At 70.2% G+C, this 14180-nt stretch carries 10 protein-coding genes, 1 tRNA gene and 2 pseudogenes; 7 read left to right on the top strand and 6 right to left on the bottom strand.

Features of this window, described 5'->3' with window-relative positions; translation table 11 throughout:
• Window positions 1-213: 213 nt before the first annotated feature.
• Entirely contained in the window at window positions 214-1674 is a 1461-nt protein-coding gene (locus ACZ466_RS16030) for a sensor histidine kinase (RefSeq protein WP_378286370.1), read from the bottom strand.
• A 199-nt stretch (window positions 1675-1873) separates the two neighbouring features.
• Between ACZ466_RS16030 and ACZ466_RS16035 the strand changes: the two genes are divergently transcribed.
• From ACZ466_RS16035 to ACZ466_RS16050, 4 genes and pseudogenes are all read left to right on the top strand, one after another.
• Window positions 1874-2692, top strand: a complete 819-nt coding sequence (locus tag ACZ466_RS16035) for a response regulator transcription factor (RefSeq protein WP_378286371.1) — start codon at window positions 1874-1876, stop codon at window positions 2690-2692.
• Between the two features lie 72 nt (window positions 2693-2764).
• Entirely contained in the window at window positions 2765-4024 is a 1260-nt protein-coding gene (locus ACZ466_RS16040; protein WP_378286372.1) for a bifunctional glycosyltransferase family 2/GtrA family protein, read from the top strand.
• 31 nt (window positions 4025-4055) lie between these two features.
• On the top strand, window positions 4056-6032 hold the full coding sequence (locus tag ACZ466_RS16045; RefSeq protein WP_378286373.1) for an ArnT family glycosyltransferase: 1977 nt from the start codon (window positions 4056-4058) through the stop codon (window positions 6030-6032).
• Window positions 6033-6079: 47 nt separating this feature from the next.
• Window positions 6080-6584: pseudogene (locus ACZ466_RS16050) on the top strand (DinB family protein).
• Between the two features lie 300 nt (window positions 6585-6884).
• Here the strand turns inward: ACZ466_RS16050 and ACZ466_RS16055 are convergent.
• A pseudogene (locus ACZ466_RS16055) lies at window positions 6885-7172 on the bottom strand (RNHCP domain-containing protein); the annotation flags it as partial.
• Window positions 7173-7662: 490 nt separating this feature from the next.
• Here ACZ466_RS16055 and ACZ466_RS16060 point away from each other — a divergent pair.
• A complete protein-coding gene (locus tag ACZ466_RS16060) occupies window positions 7663-8373 on the top strand; it encodes a helix-turn-helix domain-containing protein (RefSeq protein ID WP_378286374.1) in 711 nt (236 codons plus the stop codon).
• Here ACZ466_RS16060 and ACZ466_RS16065 read toward each other — a convergent pair.
• The 4 genes from ACZ466_RS16065 to ACZ466_RS16080 form a co-directional block, all read right to left on the bottom strand.
• Window positions 8355-8933 (bottom strand): dihydrofolate reductase family protein, encoded by a 579-nt coding sequence (locus tag ACZ466_RS16065; protein WP_378286375.1) that lies wholly within the window; start codon window positions 8931-8933, stop codon window positions 8355-8357. The two genes, ACZ466_RS16060 and ACZ466_RS16065, sit on opposite strands and share 19 nt — an antisense overlap.
• Before the next feature lie 395 nt (window positions 8934-9328).
• Window positions 9329-9404, bottom strand: a tRNA-Thr gene (locus ACZ466_RS16070).
• A gap of 55 nt (window positions 9405-9459) precedes the next feature.
• The gene (locus ACZ466_RS16075) at window positions 9460-10977 is read right to left on the bottom strand and encodes an alpha/beta hydrolase (RefSeq protein WP_378286376.1); all 1518 of its coding nucleotides are present in this window, start codon (window positions 10975-10977) and stop codon (window positions 9460-9462) included.
• 78 nt (window positions 10978-11055) lie between these two features.
• Window positions 11056-11715, bottom strand: a complete 660-nt coding sequence (locus ACZ466_RS16080) for a TetR/AcrR family transcriptional regulator (protein ID WP_378286377.1) — start codon at window positions 11713-11715, stop codon at window positions 11056-11058.
• 107 nt (window positions 11716-11822) lie between these two features.
• On the opposite strand from ACZ466_RS16080, the gene ACZ466_RS16085 reads away from it, so the two are divergent.
• Both ACZ466_RS16085 and ACZ466_RS16090 read left to right on the top strand, forming a co-directional pair.
• Window positions 11823-13334, top strand: coding sequence for an MDR family MFS transporter (locus ACZ466_RS16085; protein WP_378286378.1), 1512 nt, complete (start codon window positions 11823-11825; stop codon window positions 13332-13334).
• Window positions 13335-13414: 80 nt separating this feature from the next.
• Complete coding sequence (locus tag ACZ466_RS16090) at window positions 13415-14167, top strand: DUF427 domain-containing protein (RefSeq protein WP_378286379.1); 753 nt, start codon at window positions 13415-13417, stop codon at window positions 14165-14167.
• The last annotated feature ends 13 nt before the right edge of the window (window positions 14168-14180 follow it).

Here is a 14180-nt window from a genome sequence, read left to right on the forward strand (position 1 = left end):
GCGGTGGCTGTGCGGAACCTGTGCACGGGAAACGGCCCGCTCACGGCGGAAACGGGACGCGGTGAACCGCCATCGACCGCCCGCCGACGCGATGCGGCGGCCAGGCCGCGCGGGTGCGTTCGTGCTGGTGAGCCTGCGAGTGCCCCGTGCGGGGACGCCGTGCGGGGACGCCGCCCGGGGAACGCCGCCCGGGGAACGCCGCCCGGGGGTGGGTCAGCCGGGGATGTTCGCGGCGGGCAGCTTCACGGTGAAGCGGGTCTCCCCGGACCGGCTGGTGAGCCCCACGGTGCCGTGGTGCGCGCTGACCACCGCGGCCACGATCGACAGGCCGAGTCCCGTGCTGCCGGCGGCACGGGAACGCGAGCCGTCACCCCTGACGAACCGCTCGAAGACCTTCGGCCGCATCTCCGGCGAGATCCCCGGACCGTCGTCGGTGACCGTCAGAACCACCGCGCCCCCCTGGGGCGACAGCCCGGTCGTGACCGTGGTGCCCGCCGGGGTGTGCCTGCACCCGTTGGCGAGGAGGTTCGCCAGCACCTGGTGCAGGCGGACCTGGTCGCCCACGGCGTAGACCGGTTCGGGGGGCAGCTCCAGCCGCCACAGATGGTCGGGGCCGGACACCCGCGCGTCGCCGACGGCGTCCAGCACCAGCCGGGACAGGTCCACCGGCTCGCGTTCGAGCGGCCGTCCCGAGTCCAGCCTGGCCAGCAGCAGCAGATCCTCAACGAGCACGGTCATCCGGCGGGACTCGGAGTCCACCCGGCCGATGGCGTGCTCGACCTCGGGCGGCAACTCCGGGTGCCGCTGGGCGAGCTCGGCGTACCCGCGGATGGCCGCGAGCGGAGTGCGCAACTCGTGGCTGGCGTCCGCGACGAACTGCCGGACGCGCGTCTCGCTGGCGTGCCGCGCGGACAGGGCCTCGCCGATGTGCCCGAGCATCCGGTTCAGCGCGGCCCCGACCCGCCCGACCTCGGTGCCGGGATCGGTGTCGGCGTGCGGCACCCGCACCGGCAGCGCGACCTCGCCCTTGTCGAGGGGCAGCTCGGCGACCCGGCCCGCGGTCGCCGCGACCCGGTTCAGGGGACGCAGCGTCCGCCGGATGATCACCACGCCGGCGATACCGGTCGTGACCAGCCCCAGCAGCGACACCGCGCCGAGCACGACGCTCACGCGGACCTCGGTGTCGTCGACGGAACCCAGCGGCAGCCCGGTGACGATCACGTATCCGACGCCGGCGTGCCGCGCGGTCAGCCGATAGCGCCCCAGCTCGTCGAGATCACGGGTGCGCGCGCCGCCGTCGGGCGGTTCGGCCGCGAGGACCGCGCGCTGCCGGCCGCTCAACGGCTCCCGCTCCCCCGTCTCAGGCGCCACTCTGCCGGCCTCGATCACCCTGCCGCCCCTGATCAGGGCGCTGATGGTCCCGACGCTCTGCCCCGGCGCGTCGACCGGGGACCGCGTGACGCGGGTGGGCAGGGACCACCACCTCACGGTTCGGTCACTCGCCGCGTCCAGTTGCGCGTCGAGCTGGCCCACGAGGAACGCGCGCAGCACCACCACCGTGAGCACGCTGATCACCAGGCAGACGAGCGCCAGCAGCGCCAGCTGCTCGGCGATCAGCCGGGTACGCAGCGACCGCCGCGAAAGCTTCGGCTCGGCCCGCAGGTCGGACGACATCACACCTCTGCTCCGGCGACTCTCCGTGGTGTGCCCGCCGCGCCCGGCGGTATCGGCGGGCGCTCCGGTGACGCTGCCCGCCCGATGCTATCCGGACCGTCACGGCGCTGCGGACCGCGCCGGGATCCAGCACGGCGCGGGCTCCAGTGTCAGCGGCGAATCTGTGCGTTCCCTGTGCGCGTCCTGTGCTGTCGCTGTGATGGACCACCACGGGGACATCCGGCTGATACACAGGTACGGCGCGAATGCCGCCACAGCCGCCACCGACGACGAGGACATGCCGATCATGAACGCCTCCGGGCGCCCGGAACTGCGCCGCCCCGACGGGCAGTCGGTCAGGGTGCTCGTCGTGGACGACGAACCCGCCCTCGCCGAACTGCTGACACTCGCCCTGCGCTACGAGGGCTGGGAGGTGCGCAGCGCCCCCGACGGGACGAGCGCCGTCCGCGTCGCGCGGGAATTCCGTCCGGACGCGGTCGTGCTCGACGTGATGCTGCCCGACTTCGACGGCCTGGAAGTTCTGCGCAGGATACGCGGGCGGTTCGACGGCCTCCCGGTGTTGTTCCTCACCGCCAAGGACGCCATCGAGGACCGGATCGCCGGGCTGACCGCGGGCGGCGACGACTACGTGACCAAGCCGTTCAGCATCGAGGAGGTGGTGCTGCGGCTGCACGCGCTGATGCGGCGCACCGGCGTCACGGAGGCCACCGCGGGCACCACCGTCACGGTCGGCGACCTGACGCTCGACGAGGACACCCGCGAGGTGCGCCGCGCGGGCAAGGAGATCCAGCTCACCGCGACCGAGTTCGAGCTGCTGCGCTTCCTGATGCGCAACCCGAGGCGGGTGCTGAGCAAGGCGCAGATCCTGGACCGCGTCTGGAGCTACGACTTCGGCGGCCAGGCCAACATCGTCGAGTTGTACATCTCCTACCTGCGCAAGAAGATCGACGCGGGGCGCCAGCCCATGATCCACACCAAGCGCGGCGCCGGATATGTGCTTAAACCCGCCGACGGCTAGGCATCGAGGCTCATAGCCGCCGCACAGCTTCGGCACAAGCTGGACCCAGGGCCGGGCCCGAATCTCGGGGCCATGCCGACGACACTGCACACCGCCCCCTCGCCCAGAGCCCGCCCCAGCGTCCTTCCCATCCCGACCGGCGGCACGGCCCCGGTCCTGGACGTCGTGGTTCCCGTCCACAACGAGGAGAATGGCCTCGAGCCGTCCATCCGGCGTCTCCACGAGCACCTGACGGAACGTTTCCCCTACCGGTTCCGGATCATCGTCGCGGACAACGCGAGCACCGACCGCACCCCCGAGATCTCCAAGGCACTCGAAGCGGAGATTCCCGAGGTGGTCGCCGTCAGCCTGGAGGAAAAGGGCCGGGGGCGGGCGCTGCGCGCAGTGTGGACGGCGTCGGACGCCCCGGTGCTGGTCTACATGGACGTCGACCTTTCCACGGATCTCGCCGCGCTTCCTCCGCTGGTCGCACCGCTCATCTCCGGCCACTCCGACATGGCCATCGGAAGCAGGCTCGCCAAGGGGGCCCGGGTCGTGCGCGGCCCCAAGCGCGAGATCATTTCCCGCTGCTACAACCTGCTGCTGCGGGGCACGCTCGCCGCACGATTCTCCGACGCGCAGTGCGGTTTCAAGGCGATCCGGGCCGACGTCGCCGAGCGGCTGCTGCCGCACGTGCAGGACACCGGCTGGTTCTTCGACACCGAACTGCTGGTCCTCGCCGAACGTTCCGGTGCCCGCATCCACGAGGTTCCCGTCGACTGGGTCGACGACCCCGACAGCCGAGTGGACATCGTCTCGACCGCGGCGGCCGACATCCTGGGCATCCTCCGGCTCGGACGCGCGCTCACGACCGGCACGGTGCCCATCGCGCATCTGCGCGCCCAACTCGGCAGGAACCCGATCCCGGTCGACGCCCCCGGAGTCCCCCGCGGGCTGGCCAGGCAGCTGGCGCGGTTCGCCGTGATCGGCGTGGTGAGCACCCTCGCCTACCTCGGGCTCTTCATGCTGCTGCGCACCGGAATGAACGCACAGGCGGCCAACCTGCTGGCCCTGCTGGTCACCGCGATCGCCAACACCGCGGCCAACCGGCGGCTGACCTTCGGCGTGCGCGGACGGTCGAACGCGGGTCGCCACCAGTTCGAAGGGCTGGTCGTGTTCGCCCTCGGGCTCGCGCTGACCAGCGGCTCGCTCGGCGTTCTGCACGCCGTCGCCACGCCGGGCCAGGACATCGAGCTGGCGGTGCTGGTCCTGGCCAACCTCGTCGCGACGATGTCGCGCTTCCTGCTTCTGCGCGGCTGGGTGTTCGCCCCGCACCGCCGTTCCGAGTCCTGACGTTCCGTCCCCCCTGGAGACCAAGATCATCATGTCGACCCCGGCCGGTGCGCACGCACACCGGCCGTCAGATGAGCGGAGCACCGTCCAGCGGCTCCTGCTCGGCCCGAGCGACCAGCCGACGTGGGTACGCCCGGCGGCGCTGGCCCTCCTCGCCCTCACCTCGCTGCTGTACCTGTGGGACCTCAGCGTGTCCGGCCACGGAAACAACTACTACGCCGCCGCCGCGATGGCCGGCTCGCAGGACTGGGCGGCCCTGTTCTTCGGCTCCCTCGACCCGAACAACGGGATCACCGTCGACAAGCCGCCCGCCTCGCTGTGGGTGATGGGGCTGTCCGGGCAGATCTTCGGATTCTCGAGCTGGAGCCTCCTGGTTCCCCAAGCCCTGCAGGGCATCGCTTCGGTCGGGCTGCTGTACGCCACCGTGCGCCGCTGGTCGGGGCCTGCCGCCGGACTGCTCGCCGGGGCCGTCTTCGCGCTGACGCCCGTCGCCACGTCGATCTTCCGGTTCAACAAGCCCGACTCCCTGCTCACCCTGCTGCTCATCGCCGCGGCGTACTGCACGGTGCGCGCCACCGAGAGGGCCGGCCTGCGCTGGCTTCTGCTGGCGGGCACCGCCATCGGGTTCGGCTTCCTGACCAAGATGCTGGCGGCGTTCCTGGTGCTGCCTGCGCTCGCGCTGGTGTACCTGGTCGCGGCCCCGACCGGCATCGTCCGGCGCCTGAACCACCTCGGCGCGGCCGGCATGGCGGTCGTGGTCTCCACGAGCTGGTACATCGCGCTCGTCGACCTGATGCCCAAGGGCACCCGGCCCTTCATCGCCGGTTCGGAGGACGACACCGTCCTCGACCTGGCGCTCGGCTACAACGGGATCGGACGCATCCTCGGGAACGAGCGCAACAGCACGAGCGGAGGAGCAGGCACCGGCTTCAGCGGCGAGCCCGGAATCGCCCGGATGTTCAACGACCAGCTCGGCGGCGAGATCTCCTGGCTGCTTCCCCCCGCGCTGATCGCCCTGATCGCGGGTCTCTGGCTGACCCGGCGGGCGCCGCGCACCGACCGCACCCGGGCCGCGATCCTTCTGTGGGGCGTCTGGCTGGTGGGGATCGGAATGGTCTTCAGCCTCATGGAGGGCATCATCCTCCCCTACTACTCGGTGATCCTCGCGCCCGCGATCGGCGCGCTGATCGCCCTCGCCGGCGTCCGGCTCTGGGAGAGCCGGGCGAACCTGACAGCCCGCTGCACGCTCGCCGCGATGGTCGCCGTGAGCGTCGCCTGGGGATTCGCCCTCCTTGAACGCACCGGTTCCTGGATGCCGGGCCTGCGCTGGAGCCTCCTGGCACTCGGCGTCATCACCGTCATCGCGCTCGTGGCACCCCAGACCCGCCGCCTCACGGTGGTGACGCTCGCCTGCGCCCTCGTGACCGGCCTCGGCGGCACCAGCGCCTACGCGCTGGCCACCGCGGCGGAACCCAAACCCGAAATCCCGACATCCGGCCCCGCCGGCAAGGTCGGCCACACAGGTTCGACTGGAACGCGGAGCGCCGTGAACCCCGAACTGGTCAAGGCGGTGCAAGCGACCACGAGCCGCTGGGCGGCGGCCGGAATCGGGTCGGCCACCACGTCGAACCTGCAACTGGCCAGCGGCAAGGCCATCATGGCGATCGGCGGCTTCTCCGGCGGCGACCCCTGGCCCGGCCTCACCACGTTCGAGCACGAGGTCAAGGCCGGCAGAATCCACTACTTCGTCCCCCGCAGCACGAGGGCCGACGCACCCAGCGGCAGGCGCCCCGGCCGCACCCCCGGCGGTGGCGCGCCCGGCAACAGCACTGCGATCAGCGCCTGGGTCCAGGCCAACTACCAGGCGGTCATCATCGGCGGCCAGACCGTCTACGATCTGACCCGGCCGAGGCAAATGCGCCCAGGGCGGTTCGGGAGTGTGCAAACGTGGAGTTCACGATCATCTACCCGACCGGTGAGCGGATCGCCACGTGCCCGAACCACCTGATCACTTACGTCGGCAGCAGGCTCAAGAACGACGAGGGACGGTAACAGGTGGATGATCGGGAAAGGGCCAGTCCCCCGCGCGAAGGCGGCGAACGCGACACGTTGACCGGTTTCCTGCAGTTCCAGCGTGACACCCTGGCCTGGAAGTGCGCCGGGCTGACCGCCGAGCAGCTCAGGTCGCGCCCCGTGCCACCGTCGAATCTGTCCCTGCTCGGGCTGATCCGGCACATGGCCGAGGGCGAGAGGGCGTGGTTCCGCAACGTCGTGAAAGGCGAGGCCACCCCCCCGCTACTGGCAGAGCCCCGACGGAGGAACCGCCGCCTTCGACGTCGAGGACGCCGATGCCGAGGAGGCGTTCGAGATCTGGCGGCAGGAGTGCGAACGGTCCCGCGCCATCGTTGACGCCGCCGAATCCCTTGACGTCATCGGCCGCTTTGAGGATCAGGCGTTCTCACTCCGCTGGGTCCTCACCCACGTGATCGAGGAGTACGCCCGCCACAACGGGCATGCCGACCTCCTGCGCGAACGCATCGACGGAACCACCGGCGAGTAACACCACGAGCTCGATCTTGTAACCGTCGGGATCGGTCGGCCAGCACGTCCGCATCCCCGCCCTCGGCCGTAACGCCCTTGGCAGCGAGAACGTCCACCGGACGACGACCGGCCTCGCGGGCTCGTGCACGAGTTCGAGGCCGTGGTCAGGCTGCCGTGGACGGCCAGCGAGCGTTCGAGGCCGGTGACCCGCAAACCGAGCCGCAGCATGCGCATGTAACGCCACCCGACCGAGGGGCACCGCCCTAGTTCGCTGGGTTGATGCGGTGCCCACGAGGGGTTCTCGTGGGCACCGCCGGCGCTACCCGGCTCTGGACATCAGCACGATGATCGCGCCGAGATCGTCGCCTTGCACCGGATCCTCGGCGACCCGGTTGGGCCGGACGAAACCGCAGACGACGCACTGGTGGACCAAGACGAACCCCTTACCGCCGCGGTGCTCGACACGCTCGGGGCGCATCATTCCGCGGCAGCCCGAAGCCCGGTCACCGGGAACGACGTCGACGTGCTTGGACCACAGGCACGCCGGGCAGTGGTTGCGGTAGCTCCCACCGCTGAGCGGTACGACGCTCGCACCGCAGTTCTCGCACGTGAAACCCTGGTTCTGGGCGGACCTGCCGACGGCTCTGCCTCCAGATCGAAGAAGTGATCTTCAATCGGGAGTGCAGGGTTCCGTTCGTTTCTCGCCGCTCGTACGCGCTCGGGCGGCTCCCAGGCTCGACGCGGGCGAGGGACCGGTTCACCGCCCGTTCCCCCTCCTCAGGGGTCGGCGATTACTTCCGCTTCCTGCTTCACCGGGGCATCTCTCAGCCGCCGGATCCGAACCTCGACCGGGTTTGGGGGTCATTGTTCCGGTCACTGTCAGCCGAGCCTCCTCAGCTGCCAGCGGTAGGTGTCGTCCCGCGCTCACTGGCGTCGGCGCCGTCCCCTGTGATCAGAGCACAGCGGTGCCCGCTCCGTATGGTCGGCGCATCCCCCTCCTTCAACTCGGCCGGCATCCTCACCGATCACAGCAGCCCGAGCAGGCGAGGACAACGCGATTTCCGGCTCCGGTTCAAGCAACGGCGTATCCTGCGCCCGTGAAACTGCGCTTCGAGACGCGCCGGTCCGACTCGCCGTGGGTCGACACCGTGTGGACCTGCACGAGCGAGCAGGTCACGGCGATGACATCGGTCGCAGGGGCGCGCTGGGGCCTAGTGTTCTGGGAACAGGACGGGCGGGCGTACGCGGGGATCAGCGGTCCCGAGACCCGGACCGGCACGGCACCCGTGCCGGATGGCGTGACCTTCATGGGCATCGAGTTCGCCGTGGGCACCTCGTTGCAGGCCGTGCCCACGTCGGCACTGGTCAACGGCGGCATCGAGCTCCCCGACACCACACGCCGGACGTTCCGGCTGGACGGCGCGCGCTGGGAGACGCCCGGCCCCGACGACGCCGAGGTCCTGGTCGGGCGTCTCGTCCGGACCGGGATCGTGGTCCGTGACCCGCTCGTCGCCGAGGCGCTGCGGGGCCGCCGCCCGGCCGTCTCGGGGCGCACGGTCGAACGCCGGTTCCGCGCCGCGACCGGGCTGACGCGGGGCGGCGTCCGGCAGATCGAGCGGGCCCGCAGGGCGGCGGAGCTGCTGGCGCTCGGCGAGACGGCCGCCGACGTCGTCGCCAAACTCGACTACTTCGACGAGTCGCACCTGGCCCGGGCGCTGCGCTCCTACGTCGGACGCACCGCCGGGCAGTTGCGCGAGGGCACCGGCGGCCCGATCGCCCTTGACCTGGATCAGCGCCTGACGTCGTAGACGAGCTTCAGGATCCCGTTCGAGTAGCTCTCCGACTCCCGCAGCGCCAGCATCTGCTTGTCGCGGTCGGCCCGGCCGAACACGCTCTTCCCGGCACCGAGAAGCACGGGGAAGACGAGCAGGTTGTACTGGTCGATCAGACCCGCGTCCGACAGCCGCCGGGCCAGCTCCGCGCTCCCGTGGATGAAGATCGCGCCGCCCTCGCCCTCCTTGAGCGCGGCGACGTCCTCGGTCGAGCGCAGGATCGTCGTCGGCCCCCACCCGTCGACGAGGGCGTCCTCGGACAGCGTGGTCGACACCACGTACTTGGGCAGCTCCTTGTAGTCGGCGTGGTCCTCCGAGCCGGGCCAGACCGGCGCGAACGCCTCGTAGCTGCGGCGGCCGAACATCAGCGCCGTCGTGTCGTTGAGCTCCTCGCCCTTCAGCGACCAGGCTTCCGGGACGAACTCGAGGTCCTTGACCACCCAGCCGCCGCTGCGGTGCTCCTCCCCCGGCCCGCCGCCGGGCGAGTCCACGACGCCGTCGAGCGACATGAAACCGGTGTAGACCAAGTTACGCATGGTGTTGTCTCCTCATAATCGGACCGCTAGGTCCACGCTAGATCGTGGCCACCCCAGCCGTCTTGGACGGAAACGACACGAGTTCACCTGAACACCTCAATGACCCCACCCTCGATGCGCACAGCCCCCCGCCAGGTCGGCCGGGACTCGGCCCCACCCCCCATGCCTCACTGCAGCCCTTCAGGAAGGAGTAGCCGGGTGCGTGAACCTCACCGCAACAGTCATCTACACGCCTCAGACGAGTGAACCCGGACCGATCCCGGACTTGACTACCCCAGACGGACCGGCCCCGGCCACGCAGCGGCCAATTCAAAGCCGTATCGGCGCCCGCGTCCCCAGTTGCGCAAGGGCGTAAGCAAAAGACCCCCTCCCGGACCGGGAAGGGGCCTTTGACGTGGAGCCGCCTATCGGAATCGAACCGATGACCTGTTCATTACGAGTGAACCGCTCTGCCGACTGAGCTAAGGCGGCTTGCCGTACGGGACGGCGGGCAGAAGTCTACCGGGTCTTGCGGGGTGAGCGTGCATCAGCGGCAGACGGTGCCGTCCTTTGGGGGCTTGGTGGTGACGAGGTAGTTGTCGGTGGCACGGGAGATGCAGGGGTTGGCCTGGAGGTAGGCGGTGTGGCCGTCGCCGTCCAGGCTCAGGAGGACGCCCGAGTCGAGCTGTGAGGCGAGGCTCTGGGACCACTTGTACGGGGTTGCCGGGTCGCGGATCGTGCCGATGACCAGGATGGGGGCGGAGCCCTTGGCGGTGATGGGCTTGGGCTGCTGCTTGGTCTGGACGGGCCAGTAGACGCAGGGGAGGCCGCCCCAGACGACGAAGGCGCCGAAGAGGGGGGAGGACTTCTCGGCCTGGTCCACGGACTTCTCGTAGGTGGCGAGGTTGGGCGGGTTGGGCTTGTCGACGCAGTTGACGGCCATGTTGGCTTCGGACTGGTTGCTGTAGGTGCCGTCTGGTTTGCGCTCGATCATCTGGTCGGCGAGCGTGATGAAGAGGGTGCCGTCCTGTTGCTGGAATGCCTGGGTGAAGGCCTGGCGCAGGACGGCCCAGTACTCCTTCAGGTAGAGGGCCGTGGCCATGCCCATGGTGGTCCACGACTCGGTGACCTTGCGGGCGTCCTGGCGGTTCCTGAGCGGGGTCTTGTCGACCTGCTTCAGGAAGGCGGAGATCTTGTCGATGGCCGCGTCCTCGGACCTTCCCAGGGGGCAGTCGGCGCGCTTCACGCAGTCGGCGACGAAGGCGCGCAGGGCCGTCTCGAAGCCCTTGGCCTGCTCGACCAGGGTTTGCGTGGAGGATTCCTTGGGGTCGACCGCGCCGTCCAGGACGAGGGCGCGGACCTTCTTCGGGAACTGCTCGGCGTAGAAGGCCCCCAGGTACGTGCCGTACGAGGCGCCGTAGTAGGTGAGCTTCTCGTCTCCTACGGCGGCGCGCAGCACGTCCATGTCGCGGGCCGCGTTGAGGGTGCCGACATAGGGGAGGTGTGCGGAGGCCCGGCCCTTGCACGCTTCGGCGAAGCCCTTGCTCTGGGCGGCCAGCGTGTCCAGTTCCCGCTGGTCGTCGGGGGACGAGTCCGTGCTGAAGTACTGGTCGAGCCGGCGGCCGTCCATGCATCGGACGGGGTCGCTTGAGCCCACGCCTCTGGGGTCGAATCCGATGATGTCGAAGCGGTCCCGCAGGTCCTTGCCGAAGCTGCGTCCGGCCTGGCGGATGAAGTCGACTCCTGAACCGCCCGGGCCGCCGGGGTTGGTGAAGAGGGACCCTATGCGCTCGGACTTGTTCTGGGCGGGGAGCCTGATGAGCGAGATGCGCATCTGCCCGGTGGACGGCTTGGTGTAGTCGATCGGGACGTTCGCCTTGGCGCACTGGAAGCCGCCCCCGCAGTCGGACCACGAGAGGCGCTGCTTGTAGAAGGAGTCGGTGCCGGCCGGGGATCCTGCGGGGGGCGTCTGGGGTGTGGCGGGCTTTTCCTGGGCGCTGCCGTTGCACGCTGTCACGGCAAGCGTGAGCGCCATGACCACGCCGATGGTCGTCGTTGCCCGCACCTGGTCGTCCCCGTTCTGTGGTTCCGTTGGTTCGGCAGGGAATCCCACGCTACGGGCCCGCAAGCGCGGAGGCCAGCGTCACGCTCCGTATTCGCGCGCGATGCCGTCCAGGAGCCAGGTGAGGCCCTGCTCGAAGGGTTCCTGGTCCTCGGCGCCTTCTTTGAAGGCGCGTTCGAGGTGGGGGAAGCGGCCGGTGGCGAGCATGTCGCGCATGTAGGGCTGCTCGCCGCCTCGCTCGCGCAGCATGCGCGCGCGGACGAAGTACCCGGTCATGTAGTGGTCGACCGCCATGACGATCTTCGAGGCGTCCTTCATGCCGACGTCGAGGCGGGACAGCGCGGCCAGTGACTGCTCGCCGTGTTTGAGGGCGTTCGGGCCGACCTGGGGGCGGCGCGCCGCGAGATCGACCATCCAGGGGTGGCGCAGCAGCGTGTCGCGCTCCCGCCTGGCGATCGCGCTGATCGCCTCGCGCCAGTCGTCCGGCAGCGGATCCTCGATCACCAGCTCGCCGGCGACCTCGTCGAACATGAGGTCGAGCAGGTCCTCCTTGCGCTCGATGTGGGTGTAGAGGCTCATCGCCCGCACGTTCAGCTCTCCGGCGATGCGGCGGATGGACACCGCCTCCAGGCCCTCGGCGTCGGCGATCTCGATCGCCGTGGCGACCAGTGCCTCGCGGGAGAGCTTGCGGCGGCGGTCACCGCGCTGCCGCATCCACACCGGCTCGTTCGTTGCTGCCACGCCCCCGATCGTACCCGTACGGCGTACGGCTCGATCGATACGCTGTACAAGTTCGCCGATACGGCGTATCGTTTTGCCGATACAGCGTATCGGTCGAGGGGGAGCTGATGACCACAGCCCAGAGCGGGGCCTCCACGGAGGAGCGGCAGGACATCGACCCGCGGCTCCGCCGGCTCGCCGTGGTCGTGCTGCTCGGCGCGATCATGACGATCCTCGACACGACGATCATCAACGTGGCGGTGCACACCCTCGGCCGGAGCTTCGACGCCTCGCTGTCCACCATCCAGTGGGTGGTGACCGGCTACACCCTCGCGCTCTCCATGGCGATCCCGCTCACCGGCTGGTCGGTGCGCCGCTTCGGCGCCCGCACGATGTGGCTGACCGCGCTCGGCCTGTTCGCCGCCGGGTCGCTGCTGTGCGGTGTGGCCTGGTCGGCGCCGTCGCTGATCGCGTTCCGCGTCCTGCAGGGCCTGGGCGGCGGCATGCTGCTGCCCGTCGGCCAGACGATGCTCGCCCAGGCCGCGGGCCTGGAGCGGATGGGACGGGTGATGAGCATCGTGTCCGTGCCCGCCATGCTCGCGCCGGTGCTCGGCCCGCTGCTCGGCGGGGTGATCGTGGACGATCTGAGCTGGCGCTGGCTGTTCTATGTCAACCTGCCGTTCTCCGTGATCGCCCTGGTCGCCGCCGTGCGCATGCTGCCGCGCGACACTGAGCGCGTCCCCGGCGCCCGCCTGGACGTCCTGGGCATCGCGCTGCTCTCTCCGGGCCTGGCGGCGCTGGTGTACGGGCTGTCGGAGGCCGGGAACGGGGCGGGCCCCGGCAGTGTCCGCGTCCTGCTGGGGGTCGGCGGTGGCGCCCTCCTCATCGCGCTCTTCGCCGTGCACGCCTCGCGGAAGGGCGACAGCGCCCTGATCGATCTGCGCCTGCTGCGGAGCCGGCCGTTCGTCACGGCCACGAGTGGGCTGTTCCTCTACAGCGCCGCCGTTTTCGGGCTGATGATCCTGCTGCCGCTGTACTCGCAGGTGGTACGGGGCGAATCCCCGCTGGAGGCGGGCTGGCTGCTGGCACCGCTCGGGCTCGGCGCCATCGTCACCATGCCCCTGGCGGGCCGTCTGGCCGACCGGCACGGCAGCCGCTGGCTCGCGGCCGGGGGCCTGGCGCTGGCCCTGTGCGGAGCCCTCGCCCTCACCCAGGCAGGTCCGGACACCAGTCGCACCGCCCTGATGAGCGCCATCTTCGTCATCGGTCTGGGGCATGGCGTCATGGCCCCGAGCCTCATGGCGGCCACCTACCAGGGGCTCCCGCGCCCCTCCATCCCGGGCGCGACCACGGGGGCGAACATCCTGGTACGCATCGGGAGCTCGATCGGCACCGCGGGCCTCGCCATCGTCCTGCAACTGGCCATCCGCGACACCGTCCCCGGCACGTCCGGCAACCTGCGCGAAACCGCGACGGCGCAGGCCTCGTCCCAGCTGAACGGGGCCTTCACCCACACCTTCTGGTGGGCGACCGTGATCGCGGCCATCGCTGTGATCCCCATCCTCGCCGTCCCCCGCCGGGCCGCCCTCACCGCACCAACGACATCGGTCGGAGAGCAGCGAGAGACGCGGGGGGCCTGAGGGACGACGGGAGCCCTCGAAGGGGCGCCGATTGCCGGATGTGGTCGAAATAGGGGGTGGTGCAGGGCTGTTGCCCGGACATGGGCACATCACAGAAGACCCGCGTCCGGACCGAGCAGGGCGCGAAGCGCGTCAGGGCGTACCTGGGCGGGAGGCTCGTCGCGGACACGATCAAGCCGTTCCTCGTGTGGGAGATCCCGTACTACCCGACCTACTACATCCCTGTGGAGGACGTACGGGCGGAGCTGGTGAAGGAGGGGGCGGGCAAGCATTCCCCCAGCCGGGGCGACGCCACCCTCTACACGGTGAAGGTCGACGGGACCCAGGCCGAGGGCGCCGCGCTCCGCTACGAGGAGTCGCCCGTGGAGGAGCTCCGCGACCTGGTCCGTCTCGAGTGGGACGCCATGGACGCCTGGTTCGAGGAGGACGAAGAGGTGTTCGTCCATCCGCGCGACCCTCACAAGCGGGTCGACGTCCTGCCGTCCTCGCGGCACGTGCGCGTTGAGATCGACGGCGTGACGGTGGCGGAGTCCAGCAACCCCCGGCTGCTGTTCGAGACCGGGCTGCCGGTGCGTTACTACCTGCCCAAGCCGCATGTGCGCTGGGACCTGCTGGAGTCCACGGACACCGTCACGGGCTGCCCCTACAAGGGCGAGGCCGTCTACTGGGCGGTCAAGGTGAACGGCACCGCCCACAAGGACCTGGCGTGGTCGTACCCGCATCCGCTGCCCGAGAGCCAGGGCGTGGGCGGCCTGGTCTGCTTCTACAACGAGAAGGTGGACATCTTCGTCGACGGCGTGAAGCAGGAACGCCCCAAGACTCACTTCAGCTGAGCGTCCGCCGTGG

Source organism: Actinomadura rugatobispora (assembly GCF_055379765.1).